This window comes from Vibrio sp. SCP2 (genome assembly GCF_059295395.1).
Genome location: NZ_JCAFVV010000013.1, coordinates 1 through 25,936 on the forward strand (window position 1 = coordinate 1; position 25,936 = coordinate 25,936).

Here is a 25,936-nt window from a genome sequence, read left to right on the forward strand (position 1 = left end):
CAATGGTCACTTCGTTTCATTGAAACCTAATTTGAAACCGAAGTTTCTAATTGGATTATCATCAACGAGTGCCCACACAGATTGATAGGTTTATATTGTTAAAGAGCTTTCCGACTGAGCTTCGCTCAAATCGGACGGCCATTTTAGCGAGATAAAGTTTAGTGTCAACCACTTTTTTCAAACTTTTTTTCAAGCGTTTCCGTTTGGCTAATTGACCTTGCTAACTGGGCTCTCGTTTCTTTCGAAGCGTTGCCGTGTCAGCGAGGGGGCATTATAGAGATCGAAAGATTCTTGGCAAGCCCTTTTTTCAGTTTTTTCTAACTTTTTTATCGTTCGATTAAATTTCGATCTAAAAGCCTTATAAGTGAGCCTTTTCTTTACATATCTTTAAACTTATTGGCGAATAGAGTCACTTTTTCCCAATTGGTGTACTCTACCTCTTTACTTGTATCTGTCTCTCCCCCCGTCATACTCATAATGAATTTAATCATTGTTCTATCGAACCAGTTATAACGTGGGTAATAGAGAGCACCTGCAAAGACACCGATTAGTTGAGGCTGCCAAGGCGACTTTTTAAGAAATGTCTTTATATAAGCACTACCTTCAGGCGTATCCTTTCCTTGGTCTTCTTTACGTGCCGTTAGATTCACACAGAAGAAAGCAACTTTACTCTGCTGTAATGAAGACAAGTTACGCTCAATAAACTGATAGAGCTTTTTGTTAAGGTGACCATAACGAATAGAGGCACCAATAAGCACTCGCTCATATTGGCTGAAATCCACCGTGTCTATGGTGTGTAGGTCGAGCAGTTCACAATCATATTCAGACAGCTCTGTCTGTATATGGCTAAATATCTTTTTAGTTTGACCTTCACGGCTTGAATAGAGAAATAGCGCCTTTGCCACATCGTCTCCTTAGCTACGCCAGAACGTCGGCGTAAGTAGTATAAGTAGAGTAAAGATTTCTAGTCGTCCAAATAGCATCGAAACAATCAGAACCCATTTCGCCTTGTCATTCACATCACCAAAGTGAAGTGCTACTTCACCAAGACCCGGACCTAAGTTGTTGAGTGTCGCCGCAACCGCAGAGAAAGCACTTAGCTCATCCATTCCAGTCGCAATCAGACCTAACATGCAGACTACAAAAACCAGAGCATAGGCAGAGAAGAATCCCCACACAGCATCGACAACCCGCTGAGGAAGAGAACTACCGCCGACTTTGATCGTATACACTGCACGCGGGTGTACCAAACGCTTCAGTTCACGCACACCTTGCAACGTCAGTAATAAAATACGGATGACTTTCATACCACCACCGGTAGAACCCGCACATCCACCAATAAAGGAGGAGAAAAGCAACAGCACGGGTAAGAATAGTGGCCACTCAGCAAAGCCTGTCGTTGTGAAGCCTGCTGTGGTCGAAATGGAAACCGTTTGGAAAAGAGCCTGATCAAAGGCGTCATATACCGAGCTATATGAGTGGTGGTTTAATAAAACTAGGAAACAAACCACAAACAGTAAGACCTGAATAAAGATAAAGGCTCTAAACTCCGGGTCCTTCCAATAGTACTTAGGATGCACGCCGCCAGAGGCAAAGGCCGCAAAGTGAAGTGAGTAGTTACATGCCGAGATCAAAAGGAACACGACGGTAATCATATTGATCGCGTAACTGTCGAAATGTCCCATACTCGCATCATGGGTAGAGAAACCACCAATGGCGATTGTCGAGAAACTATGGCTTATCGCATCAAACGGTGTCATCCCTGCAAGCCAAAAAGAAGCAGCACAAGCAATGGTTAGACTTAAATAGATATACCACAGTGCTTTCGCTGTTTCGGCGATACGCGGCGTCATCTTGGTGTCTTTTACTGGCCCCGGAATTTCAGCTCGATAAAGCTGCATACCACCGATACCTAATACCGGTAAGATCGCAACGGCAAGTACGATGATACCCATACCGCCAAACCATTGTAGGAACTGACGATAAAACAAGATTGCTTTGGGCAAGTCATCAAGACCAACAATGACCGTGGCTCCGGTGGTGGTTAAAGCAGAAAAAGACTCAAAGAAAGCGTCTGTGACAGAAACATTGGGATTGTCAGCGATGAGAAATGGCAGTGAACCTGCACTTCCAAGTACCGTCCAAAACAAAACGACAATCAGAAAACCATCACGAGCTTTTAATTCATGTTTATGGCGTCGGTTTGGAAACCAACACACGGTTCCGCAAAACAGCAGAACGAAAAAGGTGGTGACAAAAGGAACACCTGCACCGTCTCGATAGATAAGCGCTACTAAAGCAGGGGCTAGCATAGAGAGACTAAAAAGCGCGAGCAAAAGCCCGACGATGCGAATAATGGATCGAAATTGCATGGTTAGATTGATTTATGAAGCGTAGCTTCAGACTTCCTAATTATCTTTGTTGTTTGTCCAACGAGGTAACCTGTACCTTGGCGCCACTCTTATTAATAATGGTTTGAGTAAAGTCACTCACTTGACGAAGTTCAATCTCGATAACCATTTTAACCAACTCACTGTACTCAGCACTGACTTCTTGAGCTCCGAACTGAGGAAATAGAGACTGTGCAATTGGCATAAACCCATAGTCTAACTCTAGTAGTAGTTTTGTGGTTATTTTTTTCTCAATTGTTTGAAGCGACTTGAGAGCTTGCTGTACCCCACCACCATATGCTTTAACCAATCCACCGGTTCCTAGCTTGATACCACCAGAGTAGCGAGTTACCACAGCAGTAATTTCACCCACTCCCGAACCTGATAATTGCGCCAATATAGGTTTCCCCGCGGTTCCTGATGGCTCACCGTCGTCGCTAAAACCCCATTGCATTGAATCTTCAGGTCTACCAGCAACAAACCCCCAGCAATTATGTCGCGCATCTGAGTGTTTGCTTTTTATCTGCTCAACAAACGCTTTAGCTAAGTCAATTGATGGAGTATGCGCAAGGTAAGTAATAAAGACGCTTTTCTTTATTTCCTCTTCAAACTGAGTGGGTTGTGCAGGTATTAAATACGGCAGGTTATTCATGGCTGTGGTTCGTGTTATGTCTTGCTCGCAGTGTATCACGAGAGCGAATTTAACGTCGCCTAAGATCTGTCCGAGCGCACAATGTTAAACACTTGTTTAAAAAATGTATTGAATTTAACCAACAGCAAGTCCAAACTAAAACTACTGGTCTAACCAGAATAACTATAACACCACTTTCCTTTACAGCGGTTGCAACTCAACCAGCCGCTGTACACGCAATCCTAAGATTGTATGTCATGGAGATAGACAATGATTTACCAAGCCGAAACCCTACAGGTAAAGGAATTACAAGACGGAATCGCTGAGCTCAGCTTCTGTGCACCAGCGTCTGTTAACAAGCTCGACCTCGCTACTCTTGAGTCTCTGGATAAGGCTCTTGACGCGCTAAAAGCTCACAGCTCTCTCAAAGGCTTACTGCTTACTTCAGATAAAGAGGCGTTTATTGTTGGCGCTGACATTACTGAGTTTCTGGGCCTATTTGCCAAATCAGAGCAAGAGCTAGATCAATGGCTTCAATTTGCTAACAGCATCTTTAATAAGCTTGAAGACCTACCCGTACCGACACTTTCTGTTTTAAAAGGCCACACTTTGGGTGGTGGATGTGAGTGTGTACTTGCTACTGACATGCGTATTGGTGACAAAACCACCAGCATTGGCTTACCAGAGACTAAACTCGGAATCATGCCAGGCTTTGGTGGTTGTGTTCGCTTACCGCGTGTTATCGGTGCCGACAGCGCGATGGAAGTCATTACACAAGGCAAAGCTTGCCGAGCGGATGAAGCACTTAAAATCGGTCTACTAGACGCTATTGTCGAGACAGATGCTCTGTACGAGTCAGCGATTAAGACTCTAACCCAAGCGATCAATGAAAAACTGGATTGGAAAGAACGACGTAAACAAAAAACATCGCCACTTTCACTCAGCAAGCTTGAATCTATGATGAGCTTTACGATGGCAAAAGGCTTGGTCGCTCAGAAGGCTGGTCCTCACTACCCTGCACCAATGACAGCAGTTGTGACTATCGAGGAAGGTGCTCGTTTTGCTCGCAATGAAGCGCTTGATGTTGAACGCAAACATTTTGTTAAGCTAGCGAAATCAGAAGAAGCCAAGTCTCTAGTTGGTCTATTCCTTAATGATCAATATATTAAAGGGCTAGCTAAAAAAGCGGCTAAGTCTGCTAGCAAAGACACTCAACGTGCAGCGGTATTAGGCGCAGGTATCATGGGTGGCGGTATTGCTTACCAGTCGGCACTTAAAGGTGTCCCTGTCTTAATGAAAGATATCGCCCAAGCGTCGCTAGATTTAGGTATGACCGAAGCCTCTAAACTGCTTAACAAGCGCCTATCTCGCGGCCGTATTGATGGCTTTAAGATGGCGGGTATCCTAGCTTCGATCACTCCAAGCCTTCATTACGCAGGCATCGAAGAGACGGATGTTATCGTTGAAGCAGTGGTTGAAAATCCGAAAGTGAAAGCGGCAGTACTCAGTGAAGTCGAGCAACAAGTGGGGGACGAAACCGTCATTACCTCAAATACATCGACTATCCCAATCAACCTGCTGGCTAAATCACTTAAACGACCAGAAAATTTCTGTGGTATGCATTTCTTTAACCCAGTACACCGCATGCCTTTAGTCGAGATCATCCGTGGTGAACATACCTCAGATGAAACCATCAACCGCGTTGTCGCTTACGCTGCGAAAATGGGTAAATCACCAATCGTAGTGAATGACTGTCCCGGATTCTTCGTCAACCGCGTACTCTTCCCTTATTTTGGTGGTTTCAGCATGTTGCTACGTGACGGTGCTGATTTCACTAAGATCGACAAAGTCATGGAACGTAAGTTTGGCTGGCCAATGGGACCTGCCTATCTGCTAGATGTAGTCGGCATTGATACCGCTCACCATGCCCAAGCGGTAATGGCTCAAGGCTTCCCAGAGCGTATGGGTAAACAAGGTCGTGATGCGATTGACGCTCTGTTTGAAGCAGACAAGTATGGTCAGAAGAATGGTAGCGGCTTCTATAGCTACGCTTTGGATAGAAAAGGCAAACCGAAAAAAACATTCAGTGAAGATATTCTGCCAGTACTCGCCGACGTTTGTGCAGAGAAGCAGGAGTTCGATGATCAAACCATCATCCAACGAATGATGATTCCGATGATCAATGAAGTTGTCTTGTGTCTGCAAGAAAACATCATCGCTTCTCCTCAAGAAGCCGATATGGCTTTAGTTTATGGTCTGGGCTTCCCTCCATTCCGAGGTGGCGTTTTCCGTTACTTAGATAGCGTAGGTATTGCCGAGTTTGTCGCAATGGCGAACCAATATTCAGATCTAGGCGCTATGTACCAAGTACCACAATTGCTGATTGATATGGCTGAAAAAGGCCAAACCTTTTATGGTGCTCAGCAACAAGGTTCTATCTAAGGAGATTCCCAAATGATTAATCAAACTAAAAACGTTGTCGTAGTAGATTGTCTACGTACACCGATGGGACGCTCTAAAGGTGGAGCTTTCCGTCATACTCGCGCCGAAGATCTTTCTGCTCAGTTAATGAAAGGCATTCTTGCGCGCAACCCTCAGGTTAACCCAAGCGAGATTGAAGATATCTACTGGGGCTGTGTACAGCAAACGTTAGAACAAGGCTTTAACGTTGCGCGTAATGCAGCACTGCTTGCAGGCTTGCCAATTGAAATTGGTGCAGTAACTATCAACCGCCTATGTGGTTCATCAATGCAGGCTCTGCATGATGGTACACGCGCAATTATGACTGGTGATGCGGAGATTTGCCTCATTGGTGGTGTTGAGCACATGGGGCATGTTCCTATGAACCACGGTGTGGATTTCCACCCAGGCATGTCGAAAAACGTTGCTAAAGCAGCGGGTATGATGGGTTTAACCGCAGAAATGCTTGGTAAACTGCACGGTATCAGCCGTGAGCAACAAGATGAATTTGCTGCGCGCTCTCATGCTCGCGCTCATGCAGCTACCGTTGAAGGTCGCTTTAAAAACGAGATCCTTCCAATTGAGGGCCACGCTGCGGACGGTACCCTATTCACGCTAGATCACGATGAAGTGATTCGTCCGGAAACCTCAGTAGAAGGTCTATCTCAGCTTCGTCCGGTATTTGACCCTGCAAACGGAACCGTCACCGCAGGTACATCCTCTGCGCTATCTGATGGTGCATCAGCCATGCTGATCATGAGCGAAGACAAAGCCAATGAACTTGGCTTGCCAATTCGCGCACGCATCAAAGGTATGGCTATTGCGGGTTGCGATCCATCTATCATGGGTTATGGCCCTGTACCGGCAACGCAGAAAGCGCTTAAACGTGCCGGTCTCTCTATCGAAGATATGGATGTGGTAGAGCTAAATGAAGCATTTGCTGCTCAATCTTTACCTTGTGCTAAAGACCTAGGTTTGCTGGAAGTAATGGACGAGAAGGTCAACCTTAACGGTGGCGCTATCGCTCTTGGTCACCCACTGGGTTGTTCTGGTTCTCGTATTTCGACCACACTGATTAACCTGATGGAAGCTAAGGATGCCAAATATGGTCTAGCCACCATGTGTATCGGTTTAGGTCAGGGTATCGCAACCGTCTTTGAACGCCCTTAATCTACTATCAAGTAAAACAACGCCAGCATTAAGCTGGCGTTTTCTTTAGTGCTTTAACCAGTCGTGATGGAGCTGATTGGAAGAGCCTAAGTAATCCACCATCCACTGAATAAGCTTGTGGTTATCATCCTTGCGCCAGACTAAACAACATTGGCTGATCGGCTTTTCATCTGGTAGTGTTTTCTCCACCAGTACCCCCTCAAGAATTAACGGCATCGCAATGTGTCGAGGCATATAACCTACCCCGACACCATTTTTGAGACACTCAATCGCACTGTACCAATTGGGCAGCAACAAACGCCGCTGCTGCGGATAATGCCCTGTGTGACGCTTGGGCAACACGCTAGAGGTATCATCCAAGCAGATTGCTGGATACCGACTGACAAACTCTTCAGTTAGATATTGCTGGCGGACACAAGGATGCGCTGGAGACATCACAAATGCCCAGTCTAAAACCCCCATATCTCTCACTTCAAAATCACCACCCACAGGAATCGCAGAAGTCGCTCCAATCACGATATCTGCTCGCTCTTGTGCTATCGCCTCCCACGAGCCGTTAAACACTTCCATATTGATCTGCAGCTCAGCGAACTCAAACTCACGGTAAAAGTCTTCCACTAGCGGTTTAAGCTTATCTAGCTTGACCACATTGTCTAAGGTCAGCTTGAGTGTTGATTGCCAACCTTGAGCAGCGCGTTTGGTTTGCGCCTTAAGATCTTCCATCTGTCTCAGCAGTAACCGAGCTTCAGCAATAAACAGTTCACCTGCGGGTGTCAGCTCGACTTTCCTTGGCAGACGGCGAAACAATATCACGTCCAACTCTTGCTCGACCTGACGCACGCCATAGCTGATCGCCGACGGGACTTTATGCAACACCTCAGCCGCAGCGGTAAAACTTCCCAAGCGGGCAACGGTATCTAACATCTCAAGCGATGATTTTGAATACATAGCGCACAACCGTTCAAATTTTTTGATTGATAACCAATAATTTTAACGTTTTATTTTCTGAAAATCGAAAAATAGAATGGCGGGGTAAATAAATCAGGGTTGGCGCCAACTGATACTGAGTAAATAATGATTAAATAATTTGATTGGTTGAATCATGAAAATTTCAAAACTACAGCTTGTTTATCTCGCAGCCCTTTCGATGCTCGGCTTTATTGCCACCGACATGTACCTACCTGCATTCAAAGCGATGGAAATCGACTTTGCAACAGGCCCTGAGCAAATAGCTCTTTCTCTGACTGTCTTTCTTGTCGGAATGGCTTTTGGTCAGTTGATGTGGGGCTTAGCCTCCGATAAGTTTGGCCATCGTAATACCCTAGCGGCCGGCTTGGTGATTTTCACTATCGCATCATTTGGCTTGGCGTTTAGCGATCAAGTCTGGCAGCTACTGACTCTGCGCTTTGTGCAAGCGATCGGTGTTTGCGCACCGGCAGTGATCTGGCAAGCAATGGTGATCAAACGCCACTCCAGTAATAGCCAACAGATCTTTGCTACGATCATGCCTTTAGTTGCATTGTCTCCGGCACTTGCGCCACAACTAGGTGTGCTATTGGCAGATAACTTTGGCTGGCACAGTATTTTTGTCGCTCTGACATTAATGGGGGTATTACTCGTCATCGCCACCATGGCACAGAAAAATGAAAAGGCCGAGGTCAAGCAAACCAGTATCTCGGCAGATATTAAGGCACTGCTAGGTTCCAAAACCTACTTAGGCAACGTGTTTATGTTCGCCACGGCATCAGCGGCATTCTTTGCTTACCTAACCGGTATGCCAGAGATCATGTCGCAGCTTGGCTATCAAGCGAAAGATATTGGTTTGAGCTTTATTCCACAGACTATCGCCTTTATGGCTGGCGGTTACTTAGGTAAAGTCGGTGTGCGTAAATATGGGGATGAGAAAGTCCTGCGCCAGCTGATCGGGCTATTCAGTGTCGCTTCTCTACTGATAGTTATCGCCTCTCAGTGGCAGCTAACGTCAATCTGGCCAATTCTCGCCCCATTCTGTTTAATAGCGGTTGCCAACGGTGCTCTATACCCAATCGTTGTTAATCGCGCATTAGCCAGTGCACAGCAAAGTCCAGCAACTGCAGCAGGATTACAGAATAGCCTACAGATCTGTGTCAGCAGCCTAGCCAGTGCGTTAGTCGCCTCGATGGCAAGTCAGGCTCAACTGGTGACAGGTATTGCGATTGTGATTTGTATGGGCGGAATGTGGATTGGCTATGTAGTGTCTAATCGTGAGTTGTCTCAACACTTCACAGCACCAGACAATTCAAGAGTCGTCGGTGATGAATAAATAGACAAAGAGCCGCAATGGCGGCTCTTTTAGTTTCAATCAGATAAGTAAGCAGTTACAAACTCTTCAGACCCCACTTTTCAGCAGTCTTTTTAAAGAATCCTTGAGTTTTCTTCAGCTCCACCCAGTGATTAAGGTAATTAATCCAAACCTGATCATCCTGTGGCAGTAACATCGCGATTGGCGTCGGCTTACGTGGCTCTTTAACCGGAACAATGGCCAATTGCTTAAACTTCTCCACCAGCGTTGCCGCCTCTACGTTTGACGTCACCGAGACATCGGCTCTGCGTGCCAGTAACTCTTGAAAGTCACGTGCTGGCGCTTCAATAACCACATGTTGTGCTGATGGGAAAAACTCTTTGACCATCTTCTCTTGTACCGTGCCTAACGTTGCCGCCACTTTTACTTCCGCTTTATCAAAGTCACTCCAGTCAGAAAACTTGTCTAAATCCTTTTTCTGCACCACGGGAACAAATGCTAAATAGAAGTAAGGCTGACTGTAGCCCGCTACCTTAGCACGCGACATGTTAAGCGAAGCGCTGCCAGTAATGTCGTACTTATTGGCCGTCACCCCATTGACTAGTGTTTTCCAATCGGTTGCGACGTATTCGACTTTCACCCCAAGATCTTTAGCTAACTCAGTTGTTACATCAATATCAAAACCACGGTAGCTATTGGTAGCCGGATCCTTCATTGTCATCGGGTTCCAATCCCCAGTTGTACCTACACGTAGCACCCCTTTATCGAGGATTTGATGTAAACGACTGGTTTCAGCCATCACCTGACCTACTGACAATAAGCACAATCCAAGTGCTAAAATATACTTGTTCATTATATCTTCCCTAAAGTTATTACGAATTAAGCCCGTTCATTGCTAACATAGCAGCATCAAATGGATTTTTTTAGTCAATACAAGGTGTAATGTGACTTCTCGTTATCTATTGCTTGGTTCACTGTTACTTCTCACTGGCTGTTCGGATTATCAGTGGGGTTGGTACGTGCTCGACCCGACAACCGATCAAGGCCGAACCAATGTAAGCTTTCTACTTGCCGGCTTTAGCGACACAATTCAAGTCTCTCTGCTGAGTATGCTATTTGCCATGACGCTCGGACTCATTGTCGCGTTACCTGCGCTTTCACCACTGAAATATCTGCGTGCTATCAACCGTGTCTATGTCGAAAGTGTGCGTTCTGTGCCAGTGCTCGTATTACTACTGTGGGTTTATTATGGTATGCCTACGTTATTGGATATCTCACTCGATCATTTCTGGGCGGGGGTCATTGCACTGACTATCGCGGAAAGTGCCTTTATGGCGGAAGTATTTCGCGGTGGGATTCAAGCCATCAGTCGCGGCCAACATGAAGCAGCAGAGTCACTAGGTTTGAACTATTGGCAGAAGATGCGCTTAGTGATTTTGCCGCAAGCTTTCCGACAAATCTTACCGCCATTAGGTAACCAATTTGTCTATATTCTCAAAATGAGTTCTCTGGTCAGTGTGATTGGTTTAAGTGACCTAACCCGTCGTGCCAACGAGCTAGTGGTTAATGAGTACTTACCTTTAGAGATTTATACCTTCCTAGTTCTAGAATATTTAGTGCTGATTCTTTTGGTCTCTCAAGCTGTTCGTTGGTTAGAAAAGCGCATCGCTATTCCTAGCCATTAAATCGCTTCGCAACTAACTAGAGACAACAAAGCCGCTCATCATGAGCGGCTTTGTAACATTATCATTGCTAGTAAAAGCGATTACTTTTGTTTTACTGGGCGCTGCCAACCTGAAATCTTACGCTCTTTAGCGCGAGTGATGACTAACTCACCTTCAGCGACATCTTTGGTCAAAGTCGTTCCCGCACCAATTGTCGCACCATCAGCGATAGTGACTGGCGCCACCAGCTGACTGTCAGAGCCAACAAAAACATCGTTGCCGATGGTTGTTTTAAACTTGTTTGCGCCATCATAGTTACAAGTGATCACACCCGCCCCTACATTGGTGCGCTGACCGATCTCGGCATCACCTAAATAAGTCAGGTGATTAGCTTTAGAGCCCTCACCAAGGCGAGCGTTCTTCACTTCAACGAAGTTACCAACGTGAGAGTCATTACGCATCTCAGCACCAGGGCGCAGACGAGTGAATGGACCCACGCTACACTCTTCACCGACCGTCGCGCCTTCAATCACACTGTATGGACGAATAACCGTGTTATCGTCTATTTCACAATCTTTGAGTACACAACCAGTACCAATCACGACATTATCACCGAGCGATACTTTTCCTTCGATAATAACATTGGCATCAATTTCACAATCCATACCGCACTGCAATTCACCACGTAGATCGAAACGTGCAGGGTCGCGTAGCATTACGCCTTGCTCTAGTAACTTTTGTGCTTGCATTGACTGGAACGCGCGCTCTAGACGCGCCAACTGAGCGCGGTCGTTAACCCCTTCCACCTCAATTGGGTTTACTGGATGAACTGCTTCAACCGCTCTGCCTTCATCATGGGCTGCAGCGATAACATCGGTTAAGTAGTACTCACCTTGAGCATTGTTGTTGTTTAGACCAGACAACCAACGTTTCAGATCGCCGCCAGTGGCAACCATCACACCAGTATTGATCTCTTTAATCAGCTTCTGCTCTTCTGTCGCATCTTTTTGCTCAACAATAGCTACAACAGGGCCGTTCTTACGCACGATACGTCCGTAGCCCATAGGATTATCTAGTACAACAGTTAGCAGTGCGATACCGCCTGTTGGCTGGGCATCGAGCAAGCTTTCAATGGTTTCTTCTGAGATCAGTGGTACATCGCCGTAAAGCACTAAGATTTTTTCATCATCTTCAAACTGTGGTGCTGCTTGATCCACTGCGTGACCTGTACCGAGCTGATCCGCTTGCAACACCCAACTTACTGATTCACTGCTTAGTTCAGCTTGCATTTGATCGCCACCATGGCCGTACACCAAATGGATGTTCTGCGCGCCTAATCCGTTACATGTATCAATCACATGTTTCACCATTGGCTTACCCGCAAGCGTATGCAGAACCTTAGGTTTATTGGAATACATGCGAGTCCCTTTGCCCGCCGCCAGAATCACTGCGCTAAACTTCATTGAGTTACCCATTTGAACTTGTATTAAAACTGAGAGGTATTCTAGACACTAATCGTTGATTAGTTAATTGATTAGGAAAAATTTCCGTTAAAAATTAAGCAAAAAGGCGGTCTTACGACCGCCTTTATCACTTTTAAAACAGTGTCGCGAATTAGCGACGCTGTTTTGTCAGCTCGATAACTCGTAGCTGAGCAATGGCTTTAGCCAGTTCACTGGCCGCTTGAGCGAAGTCCATATCGCCGTGCTGATTGTGGATACTCTCCTCAGCGCGACGTTTAGCTTCCTCTGCCTTAGCTGCGTCTAGCTCTTCACCACGGATAGCCGTATCAGCCAGTACAGTCGCTGTACCCGGTTGAACTTCTATCATACCACCAGAAACATAGATAATTTCTTCGTGGCCGTGCTGTTTAACAATACGCACCATACCAGGCTTGATAGCGGTCAGCAGCGGTGTGTGACCATGGAAAATACCAAGCTCACCTTCGCTACCGGTCACCTGGAACGTTTCAACTAGGCCAGAGAAGATTTTCTTCTCCGCACTAACAACGTCTAGGTGAAAGGTTATTGCTGCCATATCGCCTCCTAGTTAGCCTTATAGCTTCTTCGCATTCTCGATAGCATCGTCGATCGTACCGCAGTACATGAACGCTTGCTCTGGAATGTCATCGTAATCACCAGCTAGTAGACCTTTGAAGCCACGTAGAGTCTCTTTAAGAGGTACGTAAACACCTGGGTCGCCAGTAAATACTTCCGCTACGTGGTAAGGCTGAGTTAGGAAACGCTCAATCTTACGTGCACGAGATACAACTTGCTTATCTTCTTCAGATAGCTCGTCCATACCTAGAATCGCAATGATATCTTTCAGCTCTTTATAGCGCTGAAGTGTCTGCTGAACGCCACGAGCGATGTCGTAGTGCTCTTGACCTACTACTAGTGGGTCTAGCTGACGAGAAGTCGAATCTAGCGGGTCGATCGCTGGGTATAGACCCATAGCTGCGATGTTACGGTTAAGTACAACCGTTGCATCTAAGTGCGCGAACGTAGTTGCTGGAGAAGGGTCAGTCAAGTCATCCGCTGGTACGTATACCGCCTGTACAGACGTGATAGAACCTGCTTTAGTTGACGTGATACGCTCCTGAAGAACACCCATCTCTTCTGCTAGTGTAGGCTGGTAACCTACCGCAGAAGGCATACGGCCTAGAAGTGCTGATACCTCAGTACCTGCTAGCGTGTAACGGTAGATGTTATCAACGAACAGTAGAACGTCACGACCTTCGTCACGGAAGCGCTCTGCCATTGTTAGACCAGTCAGTGCAACACGTAGACGGTTGCCTGGTGGCTCGTTCATCTGACCGTAAACCATTGCTACTTTCGATTCTTCTGGCTTCTCAACGTTTACAACGCCAGCTTCCTGCATTTCGAAGTAGAAGTCGTTACCCTCACGAGTACGCTCACCAACACCTGCGAATACTGAAAGACCAGAGTGTTGTAGTGCGATGTTGTTGATAAGTTCCATCATGTTAACGGTCTTACCTACACCTGCACCACCGAATAGACCGATTTTACCACCCTTAGCGAATGGACAAACTAGGTCGATTACTTTAACGCCAGTTTCTAGTAGAGCAGTTTCGTTTGATTGCTCTTCGTAGCTTGGTGCTTCACGGTGGATAGAGTAAGTCTCTTCCGCACCGATTTCACCACACTCATCAATCGCATCACCAAGTACGTTCATGATACGACCAAGGGTCTTAGTACCTACTGGTACTGAAATTGGAGCGCCAGTATTTACAACTTCAACTCCACGACGTAAACCATCAGAGCTACCCATAACGATACAACGAACTACGCCACCGCCTAGCTGTTGTTGAACCTCAAGAACTAGACGCTCTTTTGATTCAGTAACGTTTAGAGCGTCATATACACTAGGTACTTCGCTCTGTGGGAACTCTACGTCGACTACCGCACCGATGATCTGTACGATCTTACCTGTAGCCATCGTTAATCCTCTAAACTATTTCGTTTTACCTAAGCTTAAACCGCTGCTGCACCTGAAACGATTTCTGATAGTTCTTGTGTAATCGCTGCCTGACGGGCTTTGTTGTACACAAGTTCTAAGTCATCAATCAGGTTGCTCGCATTATCAGTTGCAGCTTTCATTGCAATCATTCGAGCCGCTTGCTCACAAGCAAGGTTCTCAACCACACCTTGGTATACTTGAGATTCCACATAACGCACTAGAAGTGTATCTAGTAGCGCTTTTGGTTCTGGCTCGTAGATGTAGTCCCACTGGTGGGTACGCTGCATCTCTTCGCTGTCCGATTTAGGCAAAGGTAGTAATTGATCGATCGTTGGTTGTTGAACCATAGTGTTCACAAACTTGTTGCTCACCACATATAGGCGGTCCAATTCACCTTCATCGTATTTCTTAAGCATAACGCTGACAGAACCGATTAGGTCTTCAAGGCTTGGCTTATCGCCTAGACCTGAAACCTGAGCAGCCACTTTTGCACCGCTGTTGTTAAAGAAAGCTGTTGCTTTTGAACCGATCAACGCCAGTTCAACTTCAGCACCTTTCTCTTTCCAGCTTTGCATGTCTGTCACAGCTTTTTTGAACACGTTAATGTTCAAGCCGCCACAGAGGCCACGGTCTGTTGAAACGATGATGTAACCAACACGCTTAGCTTCACGCTCTTCTAGGTATGGATGACGATACTCTAGACTTGCGTTTGCTACGTGACCGATCACTTTACGTATTGTTTCAGCGTATGGACGAGAAGCTTCCATTGCGTCTTGAGAGCGACGCATTTTTGAAGCTGCTACCATTTCCATTGCTTTCGTAATCTTCTGAGTGCTTTTAACACTACCGATTTTATTACGTATCTCTTTTGCGCCGGCCATCGTTACTCTCCATTAGTTGGTGACATTACTGCCACCGACCTATTACCAAGTTTGGGTTGCTACGAAGTCGTCAGTCAGCTTCTTCAGCTGTGCTTCAACTTCATCGTTGTATGCACCCGTCTTGTCGATCTCAGCTGCAAATTCAGCGTATTGACCGCGAGCATACGATAGTAGAGCCGCTTCGAAATCTAGCAGTTTGCTTAATTCAACATCTGCTAGGTAGCCGCGCTCTGCCGCAAAGATAACTAGAGCTTGGTCAAATACAGACATTGGAGCGTACTGCTTCTGCTTCATTAGTTCTGTAACTTTCTGACCGTGGTCTAGCTGTTTCTTTGTCGCTTCATCAAGGTCAGACGAGAACTGTGCGAAAGCCGCTAGTTCACGGTACTGAGCTAGTGCAGTACGGATACCGCCTGATAGCTTCTTGATGATTTTCGTCTGTGCAGAACCACCAACACGAGATACTGAGATACCTGGGTCAACCGCTGGGCGAACACCCGCGTTGAATAGCTCAGTCTGTAGGAAGATCTGACCGTCAGTAATCGAGATTACGTTTGTCGGTACGAATGCTGAAACGTCACCAGCTTGAGTTTCGATGATAGGTAGTGCAGTCAAAGAACCAGTCTTACCTTTCACTTCACCGTTAGTGAACTTCTCTACGTACTCTTCGCTTACACGAGCTGCACGCTCTAGTAGACGTGAGTGGAGGTAGAAAACATCACCAGGGAATGCTTCACGACCTGGTGGACGTTTTAGTAGTAGAGAGATCTGACGGTAAGCTACCGCTTGCTTAGATAGATCATCATAAACAATCAGTGCGTCTTCACCGCGATCACGGAAGTATTCACCCATCGCACAACCTGCGTATGGCGCTAGGTATTGTAGCGCTGCAGATTCAGAAGCAGATGCAACAACAACGATAGTGTTAGCTAGCGCGCCGTGCTCTTCTAGTTTGCGAACTACGTTAGCGATAGTCGATGCTTTCTGACCGATAGCTACGTAGATTGAGAAAATACCAGAGTCTTTCTGGTTGATGATTGCATCGATCGCCATTGCTGTTTTACCAGTCTGACGGTCACCGATTACAAGCTCACGCTGACCACGACCGATTGGGATCATTGAGTCAACAGATTTGTAACCAGTTTGCACAGGTTGATCTACCGATTTACGGTCGATTACACCTGGTGCAATCACTTCTACAGGCGAAGACAGTTTAGCTTCGATTGGACCTTTACCATCAATTGGCTCACCTAGTGTGTTTACAACACGACCAAGCATTTCGGGACCAACTGGTACTTCAAGAATACGACCAGTACCTGTAACTTTCATGCCTTCCTTAAGGTCAGCATATGGGCCCATTACAACCGCACCAACCGAGTCACGCTCAAGGTTAAGTGCTAGTGCATAACGGCCACCCGGTAATTCAATCATTTCACCTTGCATCACGTCCGCTAGGCCGTGAATGCGAATGATACCATCGCTTACCGATACGATAGTACCTTCGTTGCGAGCTTCACTAACAACTTCGAAAGATTCGATACGTTGTTTGATTAGATCGCTAATTTCCGTGGAATTAAGTTGCATGCTCCAATCCCCATTAAGACTGCAATGCATCGCTCAGGCGGCTTAAACGGCCACGTGCTGAGTTATCGATGACTAAGTCTCCGGCTCTAATAATAACCCCACCAAGTAGGGCCTCATCTACGCTGCAATTCAGCTGGACTTTGCGTTCAAGACGCGTTTCAAGTTTGCTGCTGATGTCTGCTTTTTGCTGTTCTGAAAGTTCAGTCGCAGAAGTCACTTCTACACTGATTTCTTTCTCGTGCTCTTGTTTTAACAACAGGAACTCAGCACATACATCAGGAAGAGCCAATAATCGGCCATTCTCCGCCATCACCTTAATCAGGTTTTGGCCAAACTCATCAACTTGTTCGCCACATACCGCAACAAATACTTCTGCAAGTTTGTCTGCAGACATTGAGCTAGTTAATAACTCATGTACTTGTTCGTTGTTGGCGACTTCCGCGGCAAAAGACAACATCTGACCCCATTGGTCTAGTTGGCCTTTTTCTACAGCAAAGTCGAATGCTGCTTTAGCATAGGGGCGTGCGATAGTAGTCATATCAGCCATGTGCGCCCCCAGACTTAAAGTTTTGCAGTAATGTTGTCGAGAAGATCTTTGTGCGCGTCTTTATCGATAGAGCGCTCTAGGATTTTCTCAGCACCAGCTAAAGCCAGAGTTGCAACTTGTTTGCGCAGTTCATCGCGCGCACGGTTGCGTTCTGCTTCAAGTTCAGCTTCTGCTTGCGCAAGGATTTTCTGGCGTTCTGCCTGAGCTTCCTCACGAGCTTCGTCTAGAATTTGAGCTTTACGCTTGTTCGCTTGCTCAATGACCTCAGTTGCTGTGCGCTTCGCTTCTTTCAATTGAGAAGAAGCGTTAGCTTGAGCTAGATTCAAGTCTTTCTCAGCACGTTCTGCCGCATGAAGGCCGTCAGCAATTTTCTTCTGACGTTCTTCGATTGCGTTCATGATTGGCGGCCATACATACTTCATGCAGAACCACACAAACAGAGCGAACGAGATTGCTTGACCCAGCAGAGTTGCGTTCATATTCACAACAGCTACCCCTCTTTAATTGGACTTAGTGTTAATCAATGACAAACCAATGTTTGTCTCTGAAAAGCAATGATTAACCAGCTAGTTGACCAACGAATGGGTTTGCGAAAGTAAATAGTAGAGCGATTACGATACCGATCATTGGAACCGCATCTAGTAGACCAGCGATGATGAACATCTTAACTTGTAGCATAGGAGCCATTTCTGGTTGACGCGCAGCACCTTCTAGGAACTTACCACCTAGGATTGCGAAGCCGATTGCAGTACCTACTGCACATAGACCAACGATGATTGCTACTGCGATTGCTGAAAAGCTCAGTACAGTTTCCATTACTATCTCCAAATATACTTTTTGACTAATAAGAGTTTAAAAAATTAGTGATCACTGTCTTCGTGTGCCATCGACATATAAACAATCGTAAGCATCATAAACACGAAGGCCTGAATCGTAATAACCAAGATATGGAAGATTGCCCACGGTAGTGAACCCATCCATTGTAAATACCATGGTAACATTGCCGCACAAAGAATGAATACAACCTCACCCGCGAACATGTTACCAAATAGACGCATACCAAGTGATAGAGGCTTCGCAAGTAGCGATACCACTTCAATCAGTAGGTTAAACGGAATCATGATTGGGTGATTAAATGGATGTAAAGCAAGTTCTTTGGCGAATCCACCTAGACCTTTTACTTTGATGCTGTAGTAAATCATCAGAGCAAACACGCCTAGAGCCATAGCCATGGTGATATTAACATCAGCTGACGGTACAACCTTAAGGTAAGGAATACCAAGCCAATGCTCTGCTGGGTAAGGTAAGAAATCGATAGGAACTAAGTCCATCACGTTCATCAAAAATACCCAACAAAAGATAGTTAGTGCTAGAGGGGCAATCAATGGGTTGCGTCCATGGAACGTATCTTTGACGTTTTCCGCGACAAATTCTACGATCATTTCAACAGCACACTGAAGCTTACCTGGTACACCCGCTGTTGTTCTCTTCGCTACTTTGTAGAAAATTCCTAAGAAAATTAAACCAGTAAACCAAGAAAAAAACAGGCTATCGATATGTACGTTCCAGAAACTTGTCTCCTCCGCTACCAAGCCTAGCTTTGCTAAAGATAGGTTTGATAAGTGGTGGGCAATGTATCCGGACGATGTTAGCGCTTCACCTGGCGCAGCCATAACTCATCCTATTTTTTGTTGTTAATGAATAGCGCTGGCGCAAAGATATTAATCCCTAATACCAGCAAATAGGTTAGTTTGAGGGGAACGAGTTCCACCTGCATATACATGTAAGCAACAGAGAAGAGAGCCACAGTAATGAGGATCTTTAGTGCCACTCCGGTGTAGAAAGACGCAGCAACCATTTTTGCTGCACGAGCCCCTACAAACAGAAAAGCACACAAGGCAAATACAGCATTGGCGACAACAAATATGCTCCCTCCAATTAGCGCTGAGATTCCCCATTCAGTATTGACGGCTATCGCCATACCCGCTGCCACTAACGCAACCGCGCTCGCCTCGATCATTAACAATTGCTTTGCAAGCGCTCGTCCTGGTCTAGCTAACGCAGCTACCATGTATTCGTACCTCTAGTAAAATCCACAGCTTTACTACCTCAGGGCTGGGAAATTGGCGAAAATTATACGGTGAGTCGAACTGATTGCAATTAAAACACCGCAAAAAGTTACAATTTTGTTTACAAGCCGACAACTTCCGCACAAAAATTCGATTTTTACATATATTGATTGAGATCAATTATCTCATTTAGCTCTCAAGCTTGGCAATTAACTGCTCTAATTTGTGAGGCTCATCAAGACTAATCGTCACTTTCGACTTGCCGTTGTCAGCGCGCACAATTGCAACTTTAGCCCCAAGCATTTCACTCAATTTTTGTGACATTTGTTGTGCTTCAGCGTCTTGAACCTCATTTTTGGGTTCAGATTGTGGCTGGAGACACTTTTTCACTAACTGCTCGGTCTGACGAACGGTCATTTTCTTTTTGGCGACCTGCTGAGCGATCTCGACCTGTTGCTCACCTTCAAGAGCCAACAGAGCCCTAGCATGCCCCATATCAAGCAGATTGCCGGAGACTAAACTTTTCACGTCATCTTCTAGCTGATTTAGACGCAATAAGTTACTTACCGCCGCACGAGACTTACCAATCACATCAGCAACCTGCTGATGAGTCAGACCAAACTCTTCTTGCAGACGATCAAGCGCGACCGCTTCTTCGATCACATTAAGATCTTCACGCTGAATGTTCTCGATCAATGCCATGGCGATCGCTGCGCGATCTTCGACATTCTTCACCACGCATGGCACTTGCTTAAGGCCCGCTTTACGAGCTGCACGCCAGCGACGTTCTCCGGCGATGATTTCAAATTTGTCACCGTCAACCTGTCTCACTACGATAGGCTGAATAATCCCTTGAGATTCAATTGAAGCGGCAAGCTCTTCTAACGCTTCAGGCTCCATCTCTTTGCGCGGCTGATATACACCCGGCTTTAAGCTATTAATATTTAAATCGGTGAGACTACCATCCGATGACAGTTCTTGGCTGTGCAGTGCACTTTGCTGTTTTTCACGCGCTAGTGAACTGGTTGAAAGCAGGGCATCAAGCCCTTTACCTAAACCACGCTTAGACATGAGACGGAATTCCTTTGGTTGTCGTTATGCAGGGACTTCTTCGCGGCGAAGCATCTCACCAGCTAGAGCTAAATAAGCCTTAGCACCTGCAGAGTATTTATCGTAATACATTGCCGGTTTACCATGACTAGGCGCTTCAGCGAGACGCACATTGCGCGGAATAACGGTGCGGTACACCTTGTTGCCAAAGTGCTTTTTAAGTTGATCGGATACTTCGTTCGACAGTCTGTTGCGAGGGTCATACATGGTACGTAGTAACCCTTCGATTTTTAGATTTTCGTTTACAACAGCAGCAAGCTTACTGATTGTATCCATTAACGCGGTTAAACCTTCAAGTGCAAAATACTCACACTGCATTGGAACCAAAACCGAATCGGCTGCGGCCATAGCGTTGATTGTAAGAAGGTTTAGAGAAGGAGGACAATCGATAAAGATGAAATCATAGTTATCGCGAACTGATGCTAAAGCGTGCTTAAGGCGAACTTCACGGGCAAAAACTTCCATCAGTTTGATTTCAGCCGCCGTCACATCTCCATTGGCCGCCACTAAATCATAGTTGCCGGATGTCTTACGACACACCACTTCATCAAACGGCACATCTTCTACAAGCAGTTCATAAGCCGTGGCATCGACTTGGTATTTATCTACACCACTGGCCATCGTTGCATTGCCTTGTGGGTCGAGGTCTATCACCAATACCTTACGCTTAGTCGCAGCCATAGATGCGGCTAAGTTGATGCATGTCGTTGTTTTTCCAACCCCGCCTTTCTGGTTGGCGATCGCTACGATTTTTCCCACAATGAACCTCGCTTTTATTCCTTGCGCGATAAGATTACTAGATGACGCTCACCTTCCAATTGAGGAACATTCAAAGCTTTGACGTCGGTCACAGAACACCACTCAGGTAATTGCTCAATCTCATCCTGTGGTAATTGACCTTTCAGCGCTAAGAAATGCCCACCTGGTGATTTTGGTAGATGGTGGCACCACTCAACCATATCAGTCATTGAAGCAAATGCACGACTTAATACGCCATCGAATTTATCTTCAGGCTGGTATTCTTCGACTCGACTTTGAATCGGTGTCACATTTTCTATTTTGAGTTCATGAAGAACTTGTTTGATAAAGCGAATGCGTTTGCCCAAGCTATCGAGCAACACAAACGCTTTGTCAGGATTCATAATAGATAAAGGAATACCTGGCAGTCCTGGTCCTGTACCGACATCAATAAAACGCTCACCCTGTAAGTGAGTGCTAACAATGATGCTGTCCATAATGTGTTTCACCAGCATCTCTTGTGGATCACGTACCGATGTCAGGTTGTACGCCTTGTTCCATTTGTTGAGCATTTCGACATAGCCAACCAGCTGTTCACGCTGACGAGGCGAGACCTCTAGATCGGTCTGAGCAATCAGTTCATCCAGTTGAGTGCGTAGTTGAGACATTATGCTTCCTCGCCTTTTTTCAGCAGGCCATGTTTTTTCAAGTGAACTAAAAGAATCGAAATCGCAGCCGGTGTAATGCCCGAAATGCGCGAAGCGATACCGATAGACTCTGGTTTCGCTTCTGTCAGTTTCGCCACCACTTCATTCGATAGACCGCTGACCTTAGCGTAATCTAAATCGACAGGGATCTTTGTATGCTCATGGCGCAGCGACTTTTCGATCTCATCTTGCTGGCGTTTGATATAACCTTCGTATTTGACTTGGATTTCAACCTGCTCAGCGGCTTGTTGATCTTCGATGGCTGGGGCGAATGCGTCTAGCTGAGTCAATTGATCGTAAGACATTTCTGGACGACGCAGTAAATCTTCACCACTCGCTTCACGTGCCATCGGTGTTTTTAGCAGTTCATTTAGTGCATCAACCCCTTGTGATTTAGGGTTCATCCAGATCTCTTTCAAGCGTTGACGCTCAGCTTCGATATTGTCGATTTTTTGATTAAATCGAGCCCAACGTACATCATCAACCAAGCCAAGCTGACGAGCTTGCTCAGTCAAACGTAAGTCCGCGTTGTCTTCACGAAGTAACAAGCGGTATTCCGCGCGTGAAGTAAACATACGGTAAGGTTCTTTAGTCCCCATGGTCGATAGGTCATCAATCAACACGCCCATGTAAGCTTGATCACGACGTGGGCTCCAGCCTTCTTTGTCTTGGCTAAACAGACTGGCGTTAAGGCCAGCCATCAAGCCTTGTGCCGCAGCTTCCTCGTAACCCGTGGTACCGTTAATTTGTCCCGCAAAGAACAAACCACTAATAAATTTGGTTTCATAGGTCTGCTTTAAGTCGCGTGGGTCGAAGAAGTCATACTCAATCGCATAACCTGGGCGCACGATATGCGCGTTTTCGAACCCTTTCATCGAGCGTACGATCTGAACTTGAACATCAAACGGCAAGCTGGTGGAAATACCATTTGGATACAGCTCATGCGTATCAAGCCCTTCTGGCTCAATAAAGATCTGGTGGCTGTTCTTGTCAGCAAAACGCATCACCTTGTCTTCGATTGACGGACAGTAGCGCGGGCCAATACCTTCAATCACACCCGCGTACATTGGGCTGCGATCAAGGTTGTTACGAATTACATCGTGAGTCTGCTCGTTGGTGTGAGTGATAAAACATGGGATTTGACGCGGATGCTGTTCACGCTTTCCAATAAACGAAAATACGGGTGCAGGGTTATCACCATGTTGAGCTTCTAACTCAGAAAAATCGACACTGCGCGCATCAATGCGTGGAGGTGTGCCTGTTTTTAAACGATCGACTCTAAACGGCAGTTCACGCAGACGATCAGCCAGCGCGATCGATGGCGGATCCCCCGCACGACCACCTGACGAGCTCTCCATACCAATATGGATCTTACCGCCGAGGAAAGTCCCCACAGTCAGCACGACGGCTTTTGCGTAGAAACGCAGTCCCATCTGGGTAACAACACCCAAGACACGATCTTGCTCAACAATAAGATCATCAACAGATTGTTGGAACAGAGTGAGATTAGGGGCGTTTTCTAGCGCGTTGCGAACATAAGCTTTGTACAACGCACGATCAGCTTGAGCACGGGTTGCTCGTACAGCTGGGCCTTTCGAGGCGTTGAGTGTTCTAAATTGAATACCGGAATGATCAATCGCTTGAGCCATTAAACCGCCCATCGCGTCGACTTCTTTGACTAAGTGACCTTTACCGATACCACCAATTGCTGGGTTACACGACATCTGACCTAAGGTGTCAATGTTGTGAGTGAGTAACAGGGTTTTTTGCCCTGTACGAGCAGATGCGAGTGCGGCTTCCGTTCCTGCGTGACCGCCACCAACGACGATGACATCAAATTTTTCGTGATAAAGCATGAACCGACCTCAGGTATTCAATAGAGAGTTGGATAGAGAAAAAGAGCGTTATTCTACCTTCTTTCACGGGCTGAGAAAATGCTTTTGGCTCTTTTCCTTCAAGCAGTGAAATCCTTATATATATAAGATCTATATATATGATCTTTTATTAGATCTACTATTAAGATCGACCGTTTCTGTGGATAAGTGGAAAATGATCAATAAGATCATGGATCTTATTTGGATCATATCATGTGATCTTGCCTTGATCAGATCGAGGATTAGCTGGGATCAAAATTGGTAGTTATGCACAGGAGTAAAAAAGGATCTAAGTTGTTACTTGGATAACTATAAGTTAATCACCGGAAAGATCGTAGTTTATCCACAGATGAAGTGATTAAAAAATGAGCGAACAGTTTTTGGGGAGTAAGGAAAGTTATTCACAAAAGGGGTAAGTGGCCAAGCAATTGACCACTTAGAAGGGGATTAGAAAAGCTCAATATGGTCATTTAACCAGCTTTCTGCGGCATCTTCTGGTACATCATGGCTGAGAACATCGATGGTAAAACACTCTGTCAGTGCTGTAGCGCCGATATCGGTAAGTAGGTCATGGGCATGCTGACCCGCTGCGCAGAACGTATCGTAACTCGAATCACCAATGGCGATCGTCGCGTACTTGACCCCACTCATTTTCGGTGGTGTGTCTTGTAGGGCTTGAATAAACGGCTGAATATTGTCTGGGTATTCACCAGCGCCGTGAGTTGAAGTAATGATTAACCAAGTACCCTTATTGTCAACTTGTGCCAAATCAGGTTGGTTATGGATGGTAGTCTCAAAGCCTTTTTCGATTAGTAGATCACTGAGGTGGTCTCCCACATACTCAGCACCACCCAGTGTGCTACCTGTAATAATGTGGATCATAGGTGTTCCTTTATACACAATGAAAAAACGCGACCAGAGGCCGCGTTATAGATTATTTTCCGATACAGAAAGAAGAGAAGATGCGCCCTAGAAGGTCATCAGAGCTAAACTCACCCGTAATCTCACTCAAATGTTGCTGAGTGATACGCAGTTCCTCAGCCAAGATTTCTCCTGCCATATAGCCTTCAAGTTGCTGCTGACCTATATCTAGGTGCTCTGCGGCGCGATCGAGTGCTTCCAAGTGGCGACGTCGGGCCATAAAGCCGCCTTCATTACCACCAGCGAAACCCATGCACTCTTTGAGGTGAGTACGCAGCGCTTCAACGCCATCGCCTGTTTTCGCTGAGAGCCTGATTAAGGTTGGATCGTTGACATGACAGATACCGAGATCTTCACCAGTTTGATCAGCCTTGTTGCGGATCACTGTCATGCCGATATTATCGGGCAAGCGATCAACGAAGTCTGGCCAAATCTCTTTCGGATCGGTAGCGTCTGTCGTCGTGCCATCCACCATAAACAGAACTCGGTCTGCTTGAGTAATTTCATCCCACGCGCGTTCGATACCGATTTTTTCTACTTCATCAGAGGCGTCACGCAGACCTGCGGTATCAATAATATGCAATGGCATCCCATCAATATGAATGTGCTCGCGCAGTACATCACGAGTTGTGCCGGCAATATCCGTCACAATAGCAGATTCTTTACCTGACAGGGCATTGAGCAGGCTTGATTTACCCGCATTCGGACGACCTGCGATGACCACTTTCATCCCTTCACGCATGATAGCGCCTTGTGTCGCTTCTTTGCGTACCGCTGCTAGGTTATCGATGATGGTTTGCAGATCGGCAGCGACCTTACCGTCGGCAAGAAAGTCGATCTCTTCTTCTGGGAAATCAATCGCCGCTTCGACATAGATACGTAAGTGGATCAGTGATTCTACAAGGGTATTGATTCGGCCTGAAAATGCGCCTTGCAGTGACTGGAGTGCAGATTTGGCCGCTTCTTCAGAACTAGCATCAATTAAGTCAGCAATCGCTTCTGCTTGAGCCAGATCGAGCTTATCGTTTAGGAAAGCACGCTCTGAGAACTCACCAGGTCGTGCGGTACGTATCCCAGGGATCTGGAGAATGCGCTTAATCAGCATATCCATCACAACTGGACCGCCATGCCCTTGAAGCTCAAGAACATCCTCACCAGTAAATGAATGTGGGTTAGGGAAGTAGAGTGCGATACCTTGGTCGATCTGATGGCCATCTTGTGAGTTAAATGGCAGATACTCAGCGTAACGTGGACGTAACTCTTTGCCTGTCACTTCAACCGCGACTTGCGCTGCCAAAGGGCCGGATACGCGAATAATCCCGACGCCACCACGACCGGGCGCTGTTGCTTGAGCAACGATGGTATCTGTTGTCATAAATGTGCCTGTGCTATCTAAATGCCGCGCTGGGCAAAAATTCTGTTAGCTGAA

The 25,936-nt window shown here is 46.2% G+C and carries 25 protein-coding genes; 4 read left to right on the forward strand and 21 right to left on the reverse strand.

Annotated elements, in window-relative coordinates:
• Positions 1-377: 377 nt before the first annotated feature.
• The 3 genes from hemG to AC5O63_RS20730 are packed head-to-tail and all read right to left on the reverse strand — an operon-like array spanning position 378 to position 3,042.
• Positions 378-905 carry a menaquinone-dependent protoporphyrinogen IX dehydrogenase gene (hemG, locus tag AC5O63_RS20720; RefSeq protein ID WP_494506122.1) on the reverse strand — a complete coding sequence of 176 codons (528 nt, stop codon included), beginning with the start codon at positions 903-905 and terminating at the stop codon, positions 378-380.
• Positions 906-914: 9 nt separating this feature from the next.
• Positions 915-2,372, reverse strand: coding sequence for a TrkH family potassium uptake protein (locus AC5O63_RS20725; protein ID WP_494506123.1), 1,458 nt, complete (start codon positions 2,370-2,372; stop codon positions 915-917).
• Between the two features lie 40 nt (positions 2,373-2,412).
• Entirely contained in the window at positions 2,413-3,042 is a 630-nt protein-coding gene (locus tag AC5O63_RS20730) for a YigZ family protein (protein WP_494506124.1), read from the reverse strand.
• A 249-nt stretch (positions 3,043-3,291) separates the two neighbouring features.
• Here AC5O63_RS20730 and fadB point away from each other — a divergent pair, with 249 nt between their 5' ends.
• Together fadB and fadA are read left to right on the forward strand one after the other, a co-directional pair.
• Positions 3,292-5,463 (forward strand): fatty acid oxidation complex subunit alpha FadB, encoded by a 2,172-nt coding sequence (fadB, locus tag AC5O63_RS20735; RefSeq protein WP_494506125.1) that lies wholly within the window; start codon positions 3,292-3,294, stop codon positions 5,461-5,463.
• 12 nt (positions 5,464-5,475) lie between these two features.
• Positions 5,476-6,651: an acetyl-CoA C-acyltransferase FadA gene (gene fadA / locus AC5O63_RS20740; RefSeq protein WP_494506126.1), complete on the forward strand. Its 1,176-nt coding sequence runs from the start codon at positions 5,476-5,478 to the stop codon at positions 6,649-6,651.
• A 45-nt stretch (positions 6,652-6,696) separates the two neighbouring features.
• Here the strand turns inward: fadA and punR are convergent, their stop codons facing one another.
• On the reverse strand, positions 6,697-7,599 hold the full coding sequence (punR, locus tag AC5O63_RS20745; RefSeq protein WP_494506127.1) for a DNA-binding transcriptional activator PunR: 903 nt from the start codon (positions 7,597-7,599) through the stop codon (positions 6,697-6,699).
• A 154-nt stretch (positions 7,600-7,753) separates the two neighbouring features.
• Here punR and punC point away from each other — a divergent pair, with 154 nt between their 5' ends.
• Positions 7,754-8,953: a purine nucleoside transporter PunC gene (gene punC, locus AC5O63_RS20750; protein ID WP_494506128.1), complete on the forward strand. Its 1,200-nt coding sequence runs from the start codon at positions 7,754-7,756 to the stop codon at positions 8,951-8,953.
• Positions 8,954-9,008: 55 nt separating this feature from the next.
• Here the strand turns inward: punC and AC5O63_RS20755 are convergent, their stop codons facing one another.
• Positions 9,009-9,785, reverse strand: coding sequence for a transporter substrate-binding domain-containing protein (locus AC5O63_RS20755; protein WP_272785994.1), 777 nt, complete (start codon positions 9,783-9,785; stop codon positions 9,009-9,011).
• A gap of 91 nt (positions 9,786-9,876) precedes the next feature.
• Here AC5O63_RS20755 and AC5O63_RS20760 point away from each other — a divergent pair, with 91 nt between their 5' ends.
• Positions 9,877-10,617, forward strand: a complete 741-nt coding sequence (locus AC5O63_RS20760; RefSeq protein WP_494506129.1) for an amino acid ABC transporter permease — start codon at positions 9,877-9,879, stop codon at positions 10,615-10,617.
• 80 nt (positions 10,618-10,697) lie between these two features.
• Here AC5O63_RS20760 and glmU read toward each other — a convergent pair whose 3' ends face one another.
• From glmU to mnmE, 16 genes are all read right to left on the reverse strand, one after another.
• Positions 10,698-12,059 (reverse strand): bifunctional UDP-N-acetylglucosamine diphosphorylase/glucosamine-1-phosphate N-acetyltransferase GlmU, encoded by a 1,362-nt coding sequence (gene glmU / locus AC5O63_RS20765; protein WP_494506130.1) that lies wholly within the window; start codon positions 12,057-12,059, stop codon positions 10,698-10,700.
• Positions 12,060-12,210: 151 nt separating this feature from the next.
• Positions 12,211-12,633 carry a F0F1 ATP synthase subunit epsilon gene (locus tag AC5O63_RS20770; protein ID WP_004743573.1) on the reverse strand — a complete coding sequence of 141 codons (423 nt, stop codon included), beginning with the start codon at positions 12,631-12,633 and terminating at the stop codon, positions 12,211-12,213.
• 18 nt (positions 12,634-12,651) lie between these two features.
• A complete protein-coding gene (gene atpD, locus AC5O63_RS20775) occupies positions 12,652-14,055 on the reverse strand; it encodes a F0F1 ATP synthase subunit beta (protein WP_272785997.1) in 1,404 nt (467 codons plus the stop codon).
• Positions 14,056-14,090: 35 nt separating this feature from the next.
• Positions 14,091-14,957, reverse strand: coding sequence for a F0F1 ATP synthase subunit gamma (gene atpG / locus AC5O63_RS20780; protein WP_272785998.1), 867 nt, complete (start codon positions 14,955-14,957; stop codon positions 14,091-14,093).
• Between the two features lie 42 nt (positions 14,958-14,999).
• The gene (gene atpA / locus AC5O63_RS20785) at positions 15,000-16,541 is read right to left on the reverse strand and encodes a F0F1 ATP synthase subunit alpha (RefSeq protein ID WP_004743576.1); all 1,542 of its coding nucleotides are present in this window, start codon (positions 16,539-16,541) and stop codon (positions 15,000-15,002) included.
• A gap of 13 nt (positions 16,542-16,554) precedes the next feature.
• Positions 16,555-17,088, reverse strand: a complete 534-nt coding sequence (atpH, locus tag AC5O63_RS20790; RefSeq protein ID WP_272785999.1) for a F0F1 ATP synthase subunit delta — start codon at positions 17,086-17,088, stop codon at positions 16,555-16,557.
• 14 nt (positions 17,089-17,102) lie between these two features.
• Positions 17,103-17,573 (reverse strand): F0F1 ATP synthase subunit B, encoded by a 471-nt coding sequence (atpF, locus tag AC5O63_RS20795; RefSeq protein ID WP_004743578.1) that lies wholly within the window; start codon positions 17,571-17,573, stop codon positions 17,103-17,105.
• A 73-nt stretch (positions 17,574-17,646) separates the two neighbouring features.
• The gene (gene atpE, locus AC5O63_RS20800) at positions 17,647-17,904 is read right to left on the reverse strand and encodes a F0F1 ATP synthase subunit C (protein WP_004411110.1); all 258 of its coding nucleotides are present in this window, start codon (positions 17,902-17,904) and stop codon (positions 17,647-17,649) included.
• A gap of 44 nt (positions 17,905-17,948) precedes the next feature.
• Positions 17,949-18,761, reverse strand: coding sequence for a F0F1 ATP synthase subunit A (gene atpB, locus AC5O63_RS20805; protein WP_004743579.1), 813 nt, complete (start codon positions 18,759-18,761; stop codon positions 17,949-17,951).
• Between the two features lie 8 nt (positions 18,762-18,769).
• Positions 18,770-19,159, reverse strand: coding sequence for a F0F1 ATP synthase subunit I (locus AC5O63_RS20810; protein WP_004743580.1), 390 nt, complete (start codon positions 19,157-19,159; stop codon positions 18,770-18,772).
• 187 nt (positions 19,160-19,346) lie between these two features.
• Entirely contained in the window at positions 19,347-20,228 is an 882-nt protein-coding gene (locus tag AC5O63_RS20815; RefSeq protein ID WP_494506131.1) for a ParB/RepB/Spo0J family partition protein, read from the reverse strand.
• A 24-nt stretch (positions 20,229-20,252) separates the two neighbouring features.
• On the reverse strand, positions 20,253-21,026 hold the full coding sequence (locus AC5O63_RS20820) for a ParA family protein (protein WP_004743582.1): 774 nt from the start codon (positions 21,024-21,026) through the stop codon (positions 20,253-20,255).
• Positions 21,027-21,040: 14 nt separating this feature from the next.
• Positions 21,041-21,673, reverse strand: a complete 633-nt coding sequence (gene rsmG / locus AC5O63_RS20825; protein ID WP_272786001.1) for a 16S rRNA (guanine(527)-N(7))-methyltransferase RsmG — start codon at positions 21,671-21,673, stop codon at positions 21,041-21,043.
• Complete coding sequence (mnmG, locus tag AC5O63_RS20830) at positions 21,673-23,568, reverse strand: tRNA uridine-5-carboxymethylaminomethyl(34) synthesis enzyme MnmG (RefSeq protein WP_486787064.1); 1,896 nt, start codon at positions 23,566-23,568, stop codon at positions 21,673-21,675. Before mnmG ends, rsmG begins: the two co-directional genes overlap by 1 nt.
• 465 nt (positions 23,569-24,033) lie before the next feature.
• Positions 24,034-24,468, reverse strand: a complete 435-nt coding sequence (gene mioC, locus AC5O63_RS20835) for an FMN-binding protein MioC (protein WP_494506132.1) — start codon at positions 24,466-24,468, stop codon at positions 24,034-24,036.
• 52 nt (positions 24,469-24,520) lie between these two features.
• The gene (gene mnmE, locus AC5O63_RS20840; RefSeq protein ID WP_494506133.1) at positions 24,521-25,882 is read right to left on the reverse strand and encodes a tRNA uridine-5-carboxymethylaminomethyl(34) synthesis GTPase MnmE; all 1,362 of its coding nucleotides are present in this window, start codon (positions 25,880-25,882) and stop codon (positions 24,521-24,523) included.
• Between the last annotated feature and the right edge of the window lie 54 nt (positions 25,883-25,936).

Coding starts and splice junctions, on each gene's coding strand:
- AC5O63_RS20725 (WP_494506123.1), bottom strand. CDS start 2,372: ATGCAATTTCGATCCATTATTCGCATCGTCGGGCTTTTGCTCGCGCTT.
- AC5O63_RS20730 (WP_494506124.1), bottom strand. CDS start 3,042: ATGAATAACCTGCCGTATTTAATACCTGCACAACCCACTCAGTTTGAA.
- fadB (WP_494506125.1), top strand. CDS start 3,292: ATGATTTACCAAGCCGAAACCCTACAGGTAAAGGAATTACAAGACGGA.
- fadA (WP_494506126.1), top strand. CDS start 5,476: ATGATTAATCAAACTAAAAACGTTGTCGTAGTAGATTGTCTACGTACA.
- punR (WP_494506127.1), bottom strand. CDS start 7,599: ATGTATTCAAAATCATCGCTTGAGATGTTAGATACCGTTGCCCGCTTG.
- punC (WP_494506128.1), top strand. CDS start 7,754: ATGAAAATTTCAAAACTACAGCTTGTTTATCTCGCAGCCCTTTCGATG.
- AC5O63_RS20755 (WP_272785994.1), bottom strand. CDS start 9,785: ATGAACAAGTATATTTTAGCACTTGGATTGTGCTTATTGTCAGTAGGT.
- glmU (WP_494506130.1), bottom strand. CDS start 12,059: ATGAAGTTTAGCGCAGTGATTCTGGCGGCGGGCAAAGGGACTCGCATG.
- AC5O63_RS20770 (WP_004743573.1), bottom strand. CDS start 12,633: ATGGCAGCAATAACCTTTCACCTAGACGTTGTTAGTGCGGAGAAGAAA.
- atpD (WP_272785997.1), bottom strand. CDS start 14,055: ATGGCTACAGGTAAGATCGTACAGATCATCGGTGCGGTAGTCGACGTA.
- atpG (WP_272785998.1), bottom strand. CDS start 14,957: ATGGCCGGCGCAAAAGAGATACGTAATAAAATCGGTAGTGTTAAAAGC.
- atpA (WP_004743576.1), bottom strand. CDS start 16,541: ATGCAACTTAATTCCACGGAAATTAGCGATCTAATCAAACAACGTATC.
- atpH (WP_272785999.1), bottom strand. CDS start 17,088: ATGGCTGATATGACTACTATCGCACGCCCCTATGCTAAAGCAGCATTC.
- atpE (WP_004411110.1), bottom strand. CDS start 17,904: ATGGAAACTGTACTGAGCTTTTCAGCAATCGCAGTAGCAATCATCGTT.
- atpB (WP_004743579.1), bottom strand. CDS start 18,761: ATGGCTGCGCCAGGTGAAGCGCTAACATCGTCCGGATACATTGCCCAC.
- AC5O63_RS20810 (WP_004743580.1), bottom strand. CDS start 19,159: ATGGTAGCTGCGTTAGCTAGACCAGGACGAGCGCTTGCAAAGCAATTG.
- AC5O63_RS20815 (WP_494506131.1), bottom strand. CDS start 20,228: ATGTCTAAGCGTGGTTTAGGTAAAGGGCTTGATGCCCTGCTTTCAACC.
- rsmG (WP_272786001.1), bottom strand. CDS start 21,673: ATGTCTCAACTACGCACTCAACTGGATGAACTGATTGCTCAGACCGAT.
- mnmG (WP_486787064.1), bottom strand. CDS start 23,568: ATGCTTTATCACGAAAAATTTGATGTCATCGTCGTTGGTGGCGGTCAC.
- mioC (WP_494506132.1), bottom strand. CDS start 24,468: ATGATCCACATTATTACAGGTAGCACACTGGGTGGTGCTGAGTATGTG.
- mnmE (WP_494506133.1), bottom strand. CDS start 25,882: ATGACAACAGATACCATCGTTGCTCAAGCAACAGCGCCCGGTCGTGGT.